Below are 15,797 nucleotides of genomic sequence, written 5' to 3'. Positions count from 1 at the left end.
AACACCCGCGCCAAAGACTCAACCCCACCCCAACCCACAAACAACGCGGGGGCGGGCGCCAACCGCCCCCAGCCCCCCTCTTTCGGCTTCAGGTCATTCCCCGAGTTTCGTCAGAATCGGGGGAGTGCGGTCACCGCGAACTGTGGTCACCGACAGCACCACATGACCGGGGTGAAGGTCATTCGCCAAGTCGCTGGCCGACCACCGCTGGCGCTGTTCACGTTTCACCGTGACCGCCTCGGTGGTGACGTAGCGCCCCGTCATCAATTTCTTCACTCCGTGCAGGAAACGCGTGAACGGCTCATCGGATCGAACTTCACGATGGGTGACCGTCCGTGTCTCCACCCACTCCGTACCCCAGGCGGCTGCGAAATGCTCGGCATCCCAGGGTGTGATTCCGGAGCACGCGATACGGCATCCGACGGCTCCGAGCAGCGGGCCACGCAGCTGCTCCGGTACGTCCCCCAAAGTGCCCAGGCTGAGCAGCACTCCGGAGCGGCTCGCGCGGAGACGCTGAAGCCCGCGCAGGGCGTAGGGGGTAACTGTCTGCACCGCGTCCTCGAACGCGAGGAACGTGAACAGCGACGAGTTGGCACGGGCCGTTGTGCAGGCGGTGAACTGAGCAAGGATCAGGCGCGCGAGGATGCGCGAGGCATCCGCGTGCGCACGCTCCGGCAGGTCGATCCGTACCCGTACCGGGCGGTCGAGACGGGCGAAGGAGAAAAGGTGGCTCCCTGCGGCTTCTGGGTCCGGAGTGAAGACGCCGTCGAACGCGGGCCGGTCCAGGAGCGCGACCCGGTGGGCGAGGAGAGTGGAGGGGTCGCCGGGCGTCCCCAGCCGGCGCTCGTACGCATCCACCTCCCGCAAATGTCCGGCGAGCCCCTGCGCCTCCAGCTCCGTGCGCAGCTCGGTGAACGCGGTGGCGCCGTCCAGGAGGTCGCGCAGCTCGGCCACGCGGGGGAACGCCCCGTGGACGGCCCGCCAGGGGCCGATGAGCTGTGCCAGGGCGGTGGCCGCCCGCCGGCTGTCTCCTCCGGGGAGCGAGTCCGCGAGGTCGCCGACCAGGGCCTCGGCCAGCATGCCGGCGGCTTCGTCGGCGTCCTCCGTGCTGGCGTAGAGGTCGAGGCCGTACGCAGAGTTCGGGTTCCCAATCCGTACCACCAGGTCGAAGGCACTGTCCGGTGAGACCGCCGCACCGGAGGAGGTAACCGCGACGACGGCGGCCTGGCCCGAGAGGGCCTGGAGACACAGCGACTCGACGATGGGCCGCAGGACGCGGGTCGAGTCTGATCCGGACGGGCCCACCATCAGCGCGGACGTTCCCAGCACGGTGGGGTCGAGGGCGCGGCCCGCTCCCCGGATCTCGTACGGGTTGCGTTCGGCGTCGACCGCAGTGCCGACGCGTACCTGGCGCAGCACGAGGTCGTGGCGGGCGGTGCGGAAGGGAAGATCGCGGTCGCCCGATCCGTGCAGGCAGGCGGCGGCGCCTTGCGCAAGGACGTCCTTGATGACGTCGTTGCGGGCACGCCCGGAACGCCACGCATGGTCGATCCGGGCGTAGTCGACATCGTTGAGACGGCCGTCGCGCAGTTCGGCAGAGAGCCGGTCAGCAGCCTGGGTGGCGCCGTCTGCCCGCAACTGGGGCCACTGGGCAGGATCTGACAGCGGATCGGGGTTACGGGGCCCCGTCACCGCGTTCACTGCGGCTGTGGCCGCCGCGCTGTCGTTGAGGCCGCGGATCCGTTTCCAGGCGCGGCTGAGCAGCGTCGGCCAATGTCCCAGCCTCCCGAAGAAGAAGGCGATTCCGCCGATGAACAGGGCGTAGTAGACGTAGCTCGACACGACGAAGGCCATGGTGCCGCGCCACGAGTCCGGGGTGAGCACCACCAGCGGCCAGATCCAGTAGCTCCCGAGGTATCCGTTGTAGAGCAAGCTCCAGACCAGCCACCCCACCAGCGCGGAGATGACCGCGCCTGCCAGCAGTTTCCGCGTAGGAACCCGATCGGGATCCTCCGCGGCCCGGGGCTGGTAGCCGCAACGCCAGATACCTGGATCGGCCTCGGGCCGGGGCATCCGCAGCCATGCGACCAACGGGGCAGTCACCGGCGGGGCCTGCGAAGGCACGGGAGGGGGGCCTGCGGGTGGCGGCGGAGCCGCAGGCGGGGACGTTGTTGGATCCGTCCACGGGGCACGCTGCCCCTGGTCTCGTTCGTTCTCCACGCTGCTCTCCTCGCCACGCCACATCTGCCCTGATCGCGCCCCAATCTATGGGCGCTGGGCCGTGTCTGTGCTCATCCCGGCGGAACGCCGTCCGCCTGTGCGTCGCGGGCACGTATCGGGTGGGCCCCAGGGCGAGTTGGAAGGATGAACACGCTTCTACGGCCGCAGGCGCACGCGCCGATCCACCACCAGCGCCTGCCACCGTTCACGGGTGCGTTGCGGACCGTCGATCCATCGAGCGTGGGATGAGGCGTCGAGGGGAAGGCCGCCCATGAAGTGGGCGATGTCGACGTAGTAGGTGTAATCGCCGCCGGAGGTGAGTTCCCGCAGTCGGCTGATGCCCGCGGTCAGGGCGTCGTGGGCGCCCTGGACGGCGTGGTGGAAGCACGCGGCCAGTTCCAGCGTCGGGGCGGCGGAGGTGAGTCCTGCGGCGTCGATGTCGGTGCGGAGCTGGTGGACGCGGTCGTCGAAACCGTTCGTGGTTCCGGCATCGCGGATCAGGGCGGCGATGCGGGTGGTGAGGGTGGTGGCCCGGAGGTCGAGGCCCGTGAGGAGTTGGTCGGCGAGGGCGAGTTCGTCGTCGGCGCGTGCCGGGTCGGTGAAGGCGAGGGTGAAGGCGCGTTGTGCCTGTGAGGTGGCCGCCTCTCCGGCGACGCCGTGTTCCTCGGCCTCGGTGCGTGCGGCTTCGTACTCCGTGGCCGCGCGGTTCATGTCGCCCTGGACCCACCACACGTCGCCCAGGACGCGGTGGTGGCGGCCCTCCCACCCGAGGGTTGCCGCGGTGTCGAGGGCGGTGGGGAAATCGCCGGCGAGGCGCGCGAGGTGGGCGAGTCCGCGCCGGGCGTCGGGGGCGAGGCGGCCACCGCCCTCGGCGACGTGCTGCATGCCCCGGGCGGAAGCGTCGCGCAGACCGAGGTCGCGCTGGGCCTTGGCGAGGTAGTAGACCGCCATGTCGTGGAGATCGTGGGGCAGCAGGCCGGTGTCGACAACGGCGTGGAGCCGTTCCACGGTGCGCTCGCGGTGCTCGTGCTGACGGCGGGCAAGCGCGCTGAGCAGCTCGACCAGGACCTCGGCCGCCGTCTCCAGGCGGACCTGGTCCTGAGCGTGCGGGGAGGGCGGGGCAACGGGTTCCCACACCCAGTCACTGACGTAGGCCCAGGCGGCGTCGGAAAGCCAGCCGAGGTCGAGGTCAAAGTCCCTGGCGAGGGCCAGGCCCTGGCGCAGGCAGCCGACGAGATGTCGTCGGCTGTGCCCGGTGTGCGCGGCGCACTGGGTGCCGAGGGCGGCCAATGCGCGGCCGGCGGCCTGTTGCCAGTCGACGGGGGTCCACCGGTCGTCGGCCGCGTCGTCGGCGCTACGCAGCGTGGAGCGGATCAAGGCGTGCAGGTGGTACGGCCACAGCGCGAAGTCATCCTTGTGGACGAAGGGCCGCTCAGTGAGCCGGACCGCGGCGGCTTCGTGTGTGAGGCCGGCGGCCTGGGTGGCGAGGGCGACGTCGAAGGCGTCGAAGAGGGTGACGGCGCGCAGAACGTGCCGCTCGTCGGGGGTGAGGTCCTGGAGGGTGCGGGCGATCAAAGCGGGGAAGTCGCCGTCGAAGTCGCCGGGTACGGGCTCGCGTCCGGTGCGCCGGATTTCCAGGATGCGCATCACCGCCAGGTCGAGGTACAGGGGCAGGCCGTGCGAGCGCTGGGCGATAACGGAGCGCAGGTCGGCGCCGATCAGGGGCTGTCCGTTGTGGGTGAGGCGGCGGGCGAGGTAGCCCTCGCAGTCCTGCAAACTGAAGTCGCCAATCAGGATCTGCCGGCCCACCGGTGTGCCGGTGTGGGGGCGGGGGAGCGGGACGTGGTGGGCGGCGAGGCCGGGCCAGGCGTGCGGGCCGGTGAAATCCAGCTGCCCTTCGAGGGCAGGGTCGGCCCACTGGAGGCGGGAGCGGCCGGTGACGACGAAGAACGCGTTCGGCATCAGCCACACCATGCGCTGGAGGAGGCGCTCCAGGTCGCGGTGGGTGCGGTCGCCAGTGTCCTCGAAGGTGTCCAGCAGGACCACCGGAACCACCTTCTTGTCGGCGGGGAGCTGGTCGATCTCCCAGGCCAGAACGTGCGGGTAATAGGCGAGGGCATCGAGGTCGGGCTCCGTCTCCAGGAGGTCGGCGAGGCGGGCGCAGCCGGCGAGGGCGCGGACGGTCTGGCGCCGTTCGCGCAGCGCGCCGACCAGGGAGCCGGTCACCGCACCGACCACAGTGCCCACCGTGCCCGGGAGCAGCAGGGCCTGGGCGACGTCGGAAAGCGCGGACTGCATCTGCTGCGGCAACCCCTTGCCGAACTTCGCGGCGAGATTGTTGCGGCGCAGGTACTCCTCCAGCGGGTCGCCGGGGTGCTGGTGCTCCCAGTAGCGGCGGAAGGCCAGGTCGAAGGCTGGGAGGGGGCGGCCGAGTTCGGCCAGTGCGACGCGCAGGGTCAGGATGATGTGCTCGAAGTCCGCGCCGGCCGAGCGGGCGAGGTCGATACGGACCGGCAGCATGCGCGGGCCGCTCGGCCAGGCCGGCGCGCCCCACTGGGCGGGCCGCTGCTGCTGGTCGGCGAGAGTGGCCTCGATCTTGCGGGACAGGGTGCTCTTGCCGATGCCGCCGACGCCGTGGAAGACCAGCACGTTGTTCCGCGGCGCTTCGAGGTCCTCGACGTTGAACGTCCGGTCGGTGATGCGGTGCAGGTGCTCTGTGAGCGCGGCGGCCAGGATGGCCCACTGGTCCTGCCGGTTGGTGAACGCCTCCGCCGCTCCCAGGTGGCGGTTGTTCGAGCTGAAGAGCGCCCGGAGATCCGGATTCCGACCTGACACAGCAAACCCCCACGTAATCGCCCGAGCCCCCAACCTAACGGCGCCTCAGTCCAGTTGGGCAGGGCGCCCCGGTGAAACGGCGCAGACCTGCGGGGTTCCGTTGCCCGGGTGCGGGCCTGTTGCCTTGGGGCACCCGCCCCCGGGCGCGGAAGATGATCTTTTCTCACCGATCACGAAAGGCGGTTCCCCGTGCACGATCCGGACCACCCTGCAGAGCACACCCCCGCCCCCTCCGACGCCTTGGCCGTCTCGGCCGGATATGAGGCCGCGCTGGCGGCGGTGGGCCGGGTCATCGCCTGGTACGGCCAGCAGATCCGCGACGAACGCCGTGCTCCCGCCCCCGACACGGAGCGCATTGCCGCCCTGGCGGCGGCCCAGCGGGCGTGCGAGGACGACCAAGAGGCCCTCGCGGACGCCGACCCGGCCGAGACGGAGCGCATCGCCGCCCGCTACGAAGCGCAGTACAGGGAACTGACCGGCTCATAAGCGCGGCGCCCGCCCGGCGGCGGCAGTACGGCCAGCGGGGTACGCCCGCCGTGCCCGTGGTGCCGTCCCGGTCCGGGCATGAGGAGCCGGGCGAGCTGGGCGGTCTCGACCAGCTCCGCCCGGTACTGCGGCAGCGCCCGGCGCAGCTGCTCCTGGCGGACATGGAACGCGTCGGCCTCCTGCTCGGTGTACGGGCGCTGCCGTTCACCCGCCAGTACCTGCACCGCGCCCGGCTCGTCCGCCCACTGCCCGTTGGAGGTGCGGGTGTTGCGGTGGAGGACGTCGCCGCCGCGGTCCAGGACCGTCACCGCGGCGACGTCCCCGCCGTGTTCGGCGGCGGCGAGGCAGGCGGTGACGGCGGCGAAGCACCGGTCGTGCCCGGCGACGCTCTGGTAGGAGGCGGGCATGCCGCCCCGGGTCACCTGGGCATAAACGGAGGCCGCGCCCTGGCGGCTGTCCGCCGCCCGCACCGCCAGCACCACCAGCTCGACCCGGTAGCCGGCCCGCCGGGAACGGGCCACACCCGCGCTGAACTCGGCAGCGTCGTCGGGGGCGATCTCGATGACCATGTCGCCGCGCTGCGCCCGCACGTACGCCTCGGCCCGCTCCTGCCACGCCATGCAGTCGGCGCGAATGCGGGTGGTGGCGGTGCGCGGCTCGTCCTGCAGAAGCCTGAGGTAGTCCGGGTGCATGGCGTGGAAGCGCCCGGGGGCGATCCTCACGGGCCGCCGCCCGTGTTCGCGCAGGGCACGCCCGGCCAGGCGGGCCGCCTGCGCCGTGCCCGCTCCGGGCGGCCCCATCACGTACACGGCCACCGGCTCTTGTTGGGTGGTGATGTCGCGCAGGTAGGACGGCACGATCAGCTCGTCGAAAGTCCAGAGGTGTTCGGCCGGGGAGAGCCGGTGGTAGTCGACGCCCGGCGCGGTACGGATCGCCTGCGCGGTACGGCGTACCGGTTCGGCGAGCGCTGCCGCCCGCGCGACGTCCCGCTGGACCGCGAGCCGGCTGTCCTCGGGCATGGGCGCGGTGTGCAGCCGCCGCTCGGTGAGCGCGAGGTCCTGCAAGAACTGGGAGGTCTCTCGGGCCGTCCACGGCCGTTCCCACTCGGCCGACACCGCCTGCCGGGCAGCGGGCGCGCGGCGCCAGGAGCCGGTTGCGGTGAGTTCGTTGTCGTACAGCACCGCGCCGTCCCGGCGCACGACCGCGACCCGGTCGGCCAGGCCCTCGTCCTCGATCACCGCCAGGCACTCCAGCAGCCTCTCCGCGCAGGTGTCGTGGTTCTCCCAGGACACGTACCGGCCGCCCGGCCCGTCCACCGCGCCGGCGAGGAATCGGGCGAGTAACCCGAACTGGCTCAGCGCCCACGGCGCGGCCACCACCACGAGCTCGATGCGGGCCCCGGAGCTGCGGTCCGCCGCCGTGTTGGCGCGTACTTCCTCCACATCGGCCAGGGCCGTCTCAATGACCGCGTCGAGACGGTGGGCGCGCACGTGCGCCTCCACCTGCGCCTGCCACCGGCGGGTGTCGGCGCGCACCCCGGTTCCCGCGGAGCGCACGTCGGCGGCCAGGAGCTCGGCGTAGTCGCGGTGTTCCGCCTTGTAGAGGTCGCTGCCGATACGAACCGCACGGCCGCGCCCGTCGAGTGCGCCCTGCACCAGGTCCGCGAAGGTGGTCTTGCCGCTGCCGGGCTGCCCGGCGACGTAGACCCGCACCGGCCGGTCCTGCCGGACGGCACGCGCCGTCCAGGCCGGCAGGATCCGCTGCGCCAGGACGTCCTGGCGCTCCGCGTCGGTCAGCGGTTGTGGCACAGCATTGTTCCTTCGCACGAGGGTTCTTGGCTCGCTGTCGGTTGCGGGGTGGAGAGGCGGCCGGACACCTCACTGCGTCCGGCCGCCCTCTGCAGGTGGAGTCAGTCCTCGGTGACGGTGACGGTGACGTCGACGGAGACCACGTGGTCGCTGGTGAACGGCAGGTCTTCGTAGCAACGAGCGGTGTCCGGGTCAGTGGTGCTGGTCTGGATGGTCTCGCCGCTGACAGTGGTCACGGTGATCTGCTGGGCCATGGCGGGTGGTCTCCCTGCTTGTGGGGGCGGTTAGCGGTCGAGGTGGGCCAGAGCGCGTGCGATCAGGGGGCGGTGTGCGGCGTACAGGGTCCGCCCTGCCTCCTCGATGGCGGTCTCCAGGGCGGCAAGCGAGGAGGCCGGGAACCAGGTCGCTTCCAGGGCGTCATCGGCGGCCGTCGCGGTGACGGTGGCGGGCAGGACGTACAGGGCACTGGTGGAGGCGACCCACGCATGATCCGAGGCCCGCCAGTCGTCCACCAAGTCCCTGCCCAGGATGATGGGTTGGTGGCCCGCGAGGTCGACGCCGGTCTCTTCCCGCAGCTCGCGGATCAGGGCGGCCGGGGCGGTCTCGCCGGGATCGACCATCCCGCCGGGGATCGCCTCCACCTCGATGTCCGCCCGGGTGATCAGCAGGATCCGCCGCCCGGCCCCAACGCCCGCGACCACGATTGGGTCGGCCGCCTGGTTCTCTCCCCATCGGCCCAGGTTCCGGCCGGTGTAGCCGGTACGGCCGGCCGGGTGCAGCGGCCAACCGCGAGCGTCGAGGCTGAACGGGACCAGCGCAACGGCCCGGCGCTCGTCCCAGTCGATCACGTCCTGGGGGGTTGCCGCACCCTCGGCCCAGGTCGGAACCTCCCGAACCAGCGCCTCCGGCCGCAGCTCGGGCGGGGTGATGTCCACGGGCGTGTACTGCGGCCAGGACACCGACCAGTCGCGTCGTCCGACGGGGATGCTCTCAGTGGTCTCGCTCTGCTTGCTGTTCATTGGATCTTCCTCCGGATGGATCGGGGCTGGGTCGAATCGCTCACGGAAGGGGGTGTGTCATTCGTCGCTGGACACGCCGGAGCTGTCCTGGGCCTGCGCGGCCCGCGGCGCCGGGTCCGTGGCCCACTTCTCCCAGTCGCCGGGGGACTTCCTGGCGAGCACCTCGCGCCGGGACTGAGCTGTCGAGCGGGAGATGTTCATCGCGTCGGCGAGTTCCTGGATGGTGGCTCCGCCCTCGGTGTGGGCACGGACCGAAGCGTTCCTGACCCCTCCCAGGGCAGGGATGAGGTGGAGCTCCAGGGCATTGATGGCATCCCTGTAGTCGGTCACGCCCGGGACGTACGGGGTGCCGTCCGGCGTCTGGCGCGACCGCATGAGGGCAATGATCCACAAGGCGGTGTCGGTCCAGCCCGCGATCCTGGCGGCGTCGTCTCCGAGGGCCCTGGCCTGCGTGGGGGTGAGGCTGATGACGATGTCCAGGCCGCCGGGCTCGGCGGCCTGCTCTCCAGAGCGGTAGCTGACGGTCATGTCGTTCGTTCTTCTTTCGAGTGGGGGAAGAAGGCGGCGGTCAGGCGGCCTTGAGGTAGGCGCCGGCCGCGGTGACGAAGCGTTCGTGGGCGCGCGCGGCACCGAGCCGGAAAGTGTTCAGCTCCTCGGTGGTCTCGGCGTCACGAAGGCGGTACGTCGCCTCGGCCATGTTGTCGGCAGCGCTCTGGACTGCCCGGTCGGTGATGAGGATCTGGAGGGCGACCAGCGGGCGGGTCACCGCGGCCCGGGTCTCGTGGACGCGCGCCTCCAGTTCCTCGACCCGCTCCCGGGAGGCCCCGGCCAGAACCGCCTCGCCTCGCCTCCACATTGCGGCACGGAGTTCGGCGAGCGCGGCGGCGAGGTCGGCGACGACAGTGAGTTTGTCGCGGCGCAGCTGGACGGCCTGCGCCTCCTGGTGGTTCCTGGTGGCGTTCGCACGCTGGATCACTCCGGCCACGATGGCCCCGAGCAGCGTCCCGGCGATGGCGATGATCGTGCTGAGCATGGGATCCCCCCTCAGTCGCTGCACGAAAGTTCGTGCAAACGAAAAGTACCCCCTGCACGAAAGTTCATGCAAGAGGTTCGGTCATGATTCTTCAACCACCGCCCGCCCGCACCCTGCCCCAACTTCCCCTCTGACCACGGAAGTTGCGCGCACAGAGGGCACGGATCGGTGACGGGAGGGCGCACTTCGAGGGGTTTCGAGCAGCGATCTCGGAGCCCATTCCCCCCCAATCAGGACCTATCTCAAAGAATTTGAATGAACTCCGCGATCACCTCTGCTGCCCGTAGTCGGCAGTTCCCACCGTTGTTCACCACGGCATTCGGACTGCTATAACCGACGCAACGAATTCCAATCCCCATCCGTCTCTCCCCTTCCCTCTGACGAAATCAAGAGGCCAGCATGAGCACTTACCGACGCCCCCGGGAACCGTTCGCCGCTCCCACACCCCGCACAGAGCGCCGCCCCGTCGACCCCGCCCGCATCGGCCGCTCCTCGGTGCGGCGCCGGGCGCGGGGCATGACGCACACAGAGGTCCAGGACGCGCTCGACGGCGCACTCATCGACGCCCGCATCGCCTCCCGGCACGAGGACTTGGCCACCGACGAACGAGGGCCGGCCGAACTGGCGGAATGGCAGCGGATCGAACGGCTTCTCTCCGGCACCGACGCGGTGTACGACCCGGCGGCCGACTCCGTGGTCCAGGACGAGGCTGCCGCCGACCGCGACCGCGAGCACCAGGAGCAACTCGCCGCCGACCAGCGCCGCCACGAGGAAGAAGCCGAAACAGCCCGCCGGGCAGCCCTCGCTCCGGACGTTCTACGGCACGCGCTGCTGCGCACGCTCGCCACCGCCGGCCTCCTCGACAGCCTGGCGCCGGGGGAGGAGGGCATGATCGAGCGCCTGCCGTACACCGACCCCGAAGCCGCGCTCGCCGTCAACGCGCTGATCGCCCGCGCCTACCGCGCCAGCCTCGACGCCGAACGCAGCGCCAGCCAAGACGCGACAGCGCGGCCGTGATTCGCGGCGAGCACCACAACCATCCGACCTCCGCCCGGCAGATCACCATGAGTGACCTCCCAGCCCCGATCAAAGGCTGGGAGACAGCTGAGAGACCAAAGGCGAAATGTTCCTTATACCTGTGATGTCTGGGAGGTAGCCCCCCTGTTTTGCCTGGTGAGAGTGGTCCTGGGAGGAGAGCTGGGAGGTGGGGCAGAGCTGGGAGGTGGTTCCGGCAGAGGCCCTCCAACAGGTGACTCCAAGCCATTTATGCCTGAACACGAACGGAGGCAGAACCCGTCGGGAACGATCAAGGGCCGTGGGCCTGGATCGCCCGGCCCTCGTTCTGAGGAGAACTCTGATGGTCCCTGAAATCCGGCAGCCGGAATCCCTGACGGCCTACCTACGCCAGCACCTGAACCTGACCCCGGACTTCAATGCCGGCGGCCTCGACGTGGAGCGGATCGCCGACATCGCGATGCTGGCGATGGTGCACTCCGAGGAGTACGCGGCCACCGCCCACCTGGTCTCGCTGGTGGGCGGGCTGCCGCTTCCCTCCGATGAACCTCATGACTTCTGGTTCAAGCTGTGGCAGGCGTCGGGCAACCACATCTTCCTGCCCGGCAACATCAGGGGCCAGGTGCTGCGGTCCCTGCAGGGCGATGGCAAGGCCCTGGCCGACCAGCTGATCACCGCCCTGTCGGAGATGAGCGCGCCACAGCGCAAAGCCGCCAGCACAGTGATCGGCGAAGCCCTCGAAGAAGCCGGCATGTGGGGCTCCTCGCCCGACTGGATCGGGGGCCTGTGGCTCCAGGATGTTGAGAGGACCGCATGGCGGATTCTGTACGCGCGCAGGGAGAGCGCCGAGAACTCCCTGGAGGCCCAGCAGCAGTTCCGCGACGGCTGGAAGAACGCCTGAGCCCACGGTCGATCTGCGCACTCCGGGCCCCGGGCACCACGTGGCCGGGGCACCGCGGCCTGTCTGCCGCGAGCGGCTCCGGACCTGTGTACTCGCGCTCGACCTGTGTACCGCACCCCTGTTTTCCGCAGGTAGAAGGCCGACCTGTGTATGTGTGTACTTGTGTACTCGAACTGTGTACTCGGCCCGCTCCCGCCGGAACCGACCTGTGGTCGAGGCCCTGACGCGGGCCGACTTCGGTGCCGCGTGTCCCAGTTCTCCAGCACCGGGGCCCGCGGCCCCAGCACGGCGCTACCGTGGTGGAGACAGCCAGTCCTGCCCTCCGGGAGTCCTCGATGAGCGAACAGCCGGCCCCCACCCCTGACGCCGCCCAGCAGCACCTGGAGCCCGCGACCGCCGACGCGGTACGCGCGTTCGCAGCCAAGACCCGCAAGGACGCCGACCAGTTCGCCGCCGTCCTGGAGGACATCGCGAACAACGGGCTGCCCGACCCGGAGCACTCCTGGGAGGAACTGCGGGAGACCCACCTCGCCCGCCTCGCCGCACAGCGCCCGGCCGTCGCCTGATGCCCCCACAGCACGGCCCGCGGCGCGCACGGATCGCCTTCTCCGGCGCCGCCGCGAAGCAGCTGGACAACGTCACCGACGAGGCGGAGATCCACGCGCTGGACCGCGCCCTGGTCGTCGTCTCCGTCGACCCCGACATCGGCGATCCGATCCCCGGCGACACCGCCGGCCCCCAGCTGCGCCAGTACACCGACGAGTTGGAGCACGTACGCCTCCTGTACTGGGTCACCGTGCTCCGCACCGTCGTGGTCATCGCCTACATCGAGGTCTGAGCCGCAGAGAGCGTCTCCCTCCGGAAAGAGCCGGACCCGGCGTCACGCTGACAGAGCGTCACTGTCACGCCCTCTCTCCAAGTAAGATCAAAAGTGTCACGCCATCAAAAATATGTCCGTTTGGCTCGCATTTTGATTCCGTGAGGGCCCGTTGGAAGCCCTTTGAGGCCCGAGCGTGACACTTGTGATTTGACATGACGCACGTATGCGATGGTCACCGAGTGTGTCCGTCAGTGCGGGCCGGTGGATCGACCGAAAGGGCCCCGCCGGGTGATCCTCGCGCGGCATAGTGCGGGGAATGACCGCACCGGACCGCCTGGATCTACCCGCTCGTCGCCGCCGCCACGTACGGCTTATCGCCGCCCTGACCGAGCTGATCGGCGCGAGCGCCGAAGCCGCCAGCGCGGTGTTCTCGCCGATCGCCACCGCTCCTCCTGCCCAGGAGGCCGTGCCGGTGGACCTCATGCCGATCAAGAAGGTCGCTCTCACGGCCGCCCTCGCGCTGGACCACGCCCGCGGCCAGGACGAGGACCGGTGGCCGGCCGCGGTCGCGCGGGAGCAGAAGGCCGCCGCGCGCACTTACTCCGCGCGGTACGCCGTGGCGCGGGCGCAGAGCCTGCTGGCGGATCCCGGGCTACCTGGCATGCCACTGCCGACGGCCGAGCAGGCTGCCGACGTGGACCTGATCAGCGCGGGCGACGCGGTGGCGGCACAGTGGCGGCACGACACAGAACGGGCAGTCGCCCTGGTGCGTGAACTGGCAGCCGGCGGCGAGCTCGCCGTGGACGAAGTCCTCGACGCAGCGCTCGACTCCACCGTGCTGACCGGACTGGTGGCGCTGCACACCGCCGCCGACGCCTCCGACCCGAGTACGGCGGCGGAGCGGTGCGTGGAAGCCATCCCCTACCTGGTCCTGGCCGTGACCCTGGCGAGCGTCGACCTGGACTGACCTGCAATGCAGCCCTGCACGCCTGCTGCACCCGCTGCACGTTCCTGCTGCACTGCTGCTCGTAGGGCAGCAGGGGGTGCAGAACCCTTGCGGCACAAGGGTGCTGCTCGTGCAGCGAGGCCGGGACTTCGACGTTTCCCCCAGAGGGGAACTATGTACGCTCCCCGGGCAGCAGGGCGGGCGCTGCTGCATGTTTGCAGCGGGTGCAGCAGGACGTGCAGCGGTTGACCAGGCGGTTGACCTGCACCAATGCGACCGTTTCCCCTAGAGGGGAAAGATGTACGCGTTTTTGGTGTCCCACGCCCTACTGCAGCGCCGTGCAGCACCGGAGTGCAGGCGGTCCCACCTGCGACTTTCCCCTGGATGGGAAGGATGTACGCGTGTGTGCAGCGCATGCAGCAACGGCGCTGCACCGGAGTGCAGCGCCGTGCAGGGGGAGGCAGCGCCAGGAGCGACTGTGGGGCCGTTAGGGCTTGCCGGGGCCGCGGAGGTTGTGAATGACCGCGAGCGGCCTCTCAGGACCCCGCAAGGGCGCCGGGGCGGGCTGTTCGCCGGTGGCCCGGGTGCCGAGACGGTAGAACCGGAGACCGGCCGCGGTGTAGGAGAGCTGGAGCCACTCGTTCTCGACGAGCCGGCCGATGCTGCGCGAGGCGCTGGTCGTGCTCAGCCCGACCAGGCGGCCGATCTCGGTCGCAGTGCTCCGTACCGGGTGCCCGACAGGGACGGCGGTCGCGAAGTACATGAGGACCTTGAGGTCCGCGCCCTGCTTGAACTGCGTACGCAGCAGGAGGTTGTTGAGCTCGGCGGCCTCCATGTAGCGGGTTCCGAGCTCGGGAGCTGGCGCAGTCATGAAGCCGCCTCTTTCGTCTCCGGTGGACACGTGGTCACGGGGTGCCGTGCGGTCTTGGTCGCCCGGCGCTGCTGGTCGGAGGAGCCGTCGTAAGCCACTCGTGGGTTGACCTTGTAGAACGTCACCCGGCCCACTGCCTCTGCCTCCAGGAGGAATCCTCCACGGTTGAGGTTACCCACCGATTTGCTCACCGCAGTCGGGCGCAACTCCAGGTTCTCGCCGATCTCCCGGAAACTCTCCCGCAGCGGGTCGTCTCCCGGGGGCGAGTGCCAGAGGTAGTAGCCGAAGACCAGCTTGTCGTTCTTGGTGTACCCGCTGCCCTTCTTCCACACCGCCCCCGCCAGCACCTTGGACACGTTCTCGTGACGACCGCCCTGCCCCCAGCTGTACGCCCTTTCCTCGGAGAGGAGGGCCAACTGCAGGAACTCACCGGTCGCCGTGTTCGCTGCGGGCCGCCGCCGAACCATACCGCTCCTGACCTCGGGGTTTCCCCCACGGGGGAACGTTGTATCGCCCGACCGTACCTGATCGTTTCCCCTGCGGGGGAAACCAACTCGCCACCACGCACGCCGAGATGACGATCTAAGAGGTCTCGACCATTTCCCCTCTAGGGGAAAGGTGCCTCCCAAAGTGACATACGAATAGCCCAAAACAGCACTCGATACCCCATCTGACCTGCACTGATGCCAAACCGCTCTAACCGTTTGTCCTGTAGTCGGCCATCTGCGGCCGGGACGCCGTCGTGGCAGAGGCGGCTTCGCGTGCAACCCGGTGACCATCAACCGGTAGGGGACGGCAGCAACGGCTCTGAGTCTCGCGTTGCCTCGGGAGGGGACGCGGACAAGCACCAGCAGGAGTGGCTGGCCCTCGTGGTCGGTTCCGCCGTACGGCCTGGCGGCCGTCCAGCTCCTGTACCTCCGCACGCCGCACAACATCTGACCCTTTCACGCAGCTTCCTTTCGACGGCTGATCGACATTGCTGACAGTCGCTTCTCAACACATCACCAGGCCCTTGGCTGAGCTACATACCGCCCAGCTCCGTAAGCCTCCGTGGCCGGGCGCGTCGGCGTCTGCGGCTGTTTCGGGGCGAGAAGGACAGCAAGCAGCGAGGGAGGGGTGGCCGGTTGCGCCCCGGTATGGCGTCCACAGGGCTCCACTCGGGCTGATCGCCGTACCCCCGCCGTCACGGATACGGGCGCGTAAGGCGATCACCCAGCCCGATCCGGGCTGGCGGGGAGCAGCTGCTGCCGCGATGTGGCCGGCACCGGGAACGCCCTCCGGGCCCCGCGGGACTCGTCGACCGCTTCCTTTTGGTGCGGGAACAGCGGATTCCCTGACATGACCAGTTCCTTCACGACCTGCATTCGACGGATGAACCGGAACGGCATCCCGGGTGGTACAGAATTCGGTTATGGTGGCCACCAGGAGATCGTGCAGAGGCTTTATCCGGGCGCTTTACAAGCCACTCACCGAGTCTCTTTCTCCAGACCCTCACGGACGCTCCGGGGGTGGCCGCTCATCACATAGCCTACCCTGACACAGAAGTTTGACTCACTACCCTTGCAAGGACTAGTGCGGAGGGGGTCGGGTCTGCTACGGTGAAACCTCACCCACCGAGCAGCAGCCGAATCCCGGGCCCTGTTCGGGACGGCACTCCGGGGCAGAATCGGCACCCGCCGCCTTCCCCTTGACCCCCACTCAGTCCGCAGGTGACAGCAGACCCGCCCCAACCCCGTAGCCAGCCAAGGTCACTGCGAAGCAGGGGCCGCAAGGCCGGATCGCGGAGCGATCGGGCCCGCCGGAGCGAAGCGCCGGCCCCGGGTCGCGGAGCGGCCCGGATTCGT

At 69.8% G+C, this 15,797-nt stretch carries 15 protein-coding genes; 6 read left to right on the top strand and 9 right to left on the bottom strand.

What is annotated here, in order from left to right:
* Positions 1–93: 93 nt before the first annotated feature.
* Both ACWGIG_RS25485 and ACWGIG_RS25480 read right to left on the bottom strand, forming a co-directional pair.
* Entirely contained in the window at positions 94–2,103 is a 2,010-nt protein-coding gene (locus ACWGIG_RS25485; RefSeq protein ID WP_453323991.1) for an ATP-binding protein, read from the bottom strand.
* A 273-nt stretch (positions 2,104–2,376) separates the two neighbouring features.
* Positions 2,377–5,055, bottom strand: coding sequence for an ATP/GTP-binding protein (locus ACWGIG_RS25480; protein ID WP_453323990.1), 2,679 nt, complete (start codon positions 5,053–5,055; stop codon positions 2,377–2,379).
* Between the two features lie 189 nt (positions 5,056–5,244).
* On the opposite strand from ACWGIG_RS25480, the gene ACWGIG_RS25475 reads away from it, so the two are divergent.
* Positions 5,245–5,541 (top strand): hypothetical protein, encoded by a 297-nt coding sequence (locus ACWGIG_RS25475; protein ID WP_453323989.1) that lies wholly within the window; start codon positions 5,245–5,247, stop codon positions 5,539–5,541.
* Here ACWGIG_RS25475 and ACWGIG_RS25470 read toward each other — a convergent pair.
* The 5 genes from ACWGIG_RS25470 to ACWGIG_RS25450 form a co-directional block, all read right to left on the bottom strand.
* The gene (locus tag ACWGIG_RS25470) at positions 5,505–7,349 is read right to left on the bottom strand and encodes a zeta toxin family protein (protein ID WP_453323988.1); all 1,845 of its coding nucleotides are present in this window, start codon (positions 7,347–7,349) and stop codon (positions 5,505–5,507) included. The two genes, ACWGIG_RS25475 and ACWGIG_RS25470, sit on opposite strands and share 37 nt — an antisense overlap.
* A gap of 101 nt (positions 7,350–7,450) precedes the next feature.
* Entirely contained in the window at positions 7,451–7,603 is a 153-nt protein-coding gene (locus tag ACWGIG_RS25465) for a hypothetical protein (protein WP_453323987.1), read from the bottom strand.
* A gap of 30 nt (positions 7,604–7,633) precedes the next feature.
* Complete coding sequence (locus tag ACWGIG_RS25460; protein WP_453323986.1) at positions 7,634–8,368, bottom strand: NUDIX domain-containing protein; 735 nt, start codon at positions 8,366–8,368, stop codon at positions 7,634–7,636.
* A 57-nt stretch (positions 8,369–8,425) separates the two neighbouring features.
* On the bottom strand, positions 8,426–8,896 hold the full coding sequence (locus ACWGIG_RS25455; protein ID WP_453323985.1) for a hypothetical protein: 471 nt from the start codon (positions 8,894–8,896) through the stop codon (positions 8,426–8,428).
* Positions 8,897–8,936: 40 nt separating this feature from the next.
* Complete coding sequence (locus ACWGIG_RS25450; protein WP_453323984.1) at positions 8,937–9,401, bottom strand: hypothetical protein; 465 nt, start codon at positions 9,399–9,401, stop codon at positions 8,937–8,939.
* 399 nt (positions 9,402–9,800) lie between these two features.
* On the opposite strand from ACWGIG_RS25450, the gene ACWGIG_RS25445 reads away from it, so the two are divergent.
* From ACWGIG_RS25445 to ACWGIG_RS25425, 5 genes are all read left to right on the top strand, one after another.
* A complete protein-coding gene (locus ACWGIG_RS25445; protein ID WP_453323983.1) occupies positions 9,801–10,418 on the top strand; it encodes a hypothetical protein in 618 nt (205 codons plus the stop codon).
* Between the two features lie 340 nt (positions 10,419–10,758).
* Entirely contained in the window at positions 10,759–11,316 is a 558-nt protein-coding gene (locus ACWGIG_RS25440; RefSeq protein ID WP_453323982.1) for a hypothetical protein, read from the top strand.
* A gap of 335 nt (positions 11,317–11,651) precedes the next feature.
* A complete protein-coding gene (locus tag ACWGIG_RS25435; RefSeq protein ID WP_453323981.1) occupies positions 11,652–11,882 on the top strand; it encodes a hypothetical protein in 231 nt (76 codons plus the stop codon).
* Positions 11,882–12,154 (top strand): hypothetical protein, encoded by a 273-nt coding sequence (locus ACWGIG_RS25430; RefSeq protein WP_453323980.1) that lies wholly within the window; start codon positions 11,882–11,884, stop codon positions 12,152–12,154. Before ACWGIG_RS25435 ends, ACWGIG_RS25430 begins: the two co-directional genes overlap by 1 nt.
* Positions 12,155–12,452: 298 nt before the next feature.
* Positions 12,453–13,103 (top strand): hypothetical protein, encoded by a 651-nt coding sequence (locus ACWGIG_RS25425; protein WP_453323979.1) that lies wholly within the window; start codon positions 12,453–12,455, stop codon positions 13,101–13,103.
* 466 nt (positions 13,104–13,569) lie between these two features.
* On the opposite strand, the gene ACWGIG_RS25420 is transcribed toward ACWGIG_RS25425, so the two are convergent.
* Entirely contained in the window at positions 13,570–13,953 is a 384-nt protein-coding gene (locus ACWGIG_RS25420) for a hypothetical protein (protein ID WP_453323978.1), read from the bottom strand.
* The gene (locus ACWGIG_RS25415) at positions 13,950–14,420 is read right to left on the bottom strand and encodes a helix-turn-helix domain-containing protein (protein ID WP_453323977.1); all 471 of its coding nucleotides are present in this window, start codon (positions 14,418–14,420) and stop codon (positions 13,950–13,952) included. The genes ACWGIG_RS25420 and ACWGIG_RS25415 overlap by 4 nt, the downstream gene beginning before the upstream one ends.
* Between the last annotated feature and the right edge of the window lie 1,377 nt (positions 14,421–15,797).

The sequence above is a fragment of the Streptomyces sp. NPDC054863 genome (genome assembly GCF_053610825.1).
Note: the sequence above shows the minus strand (reverse complement) of the source record. Positions and strands in the feature narration are given on the sequence as shown.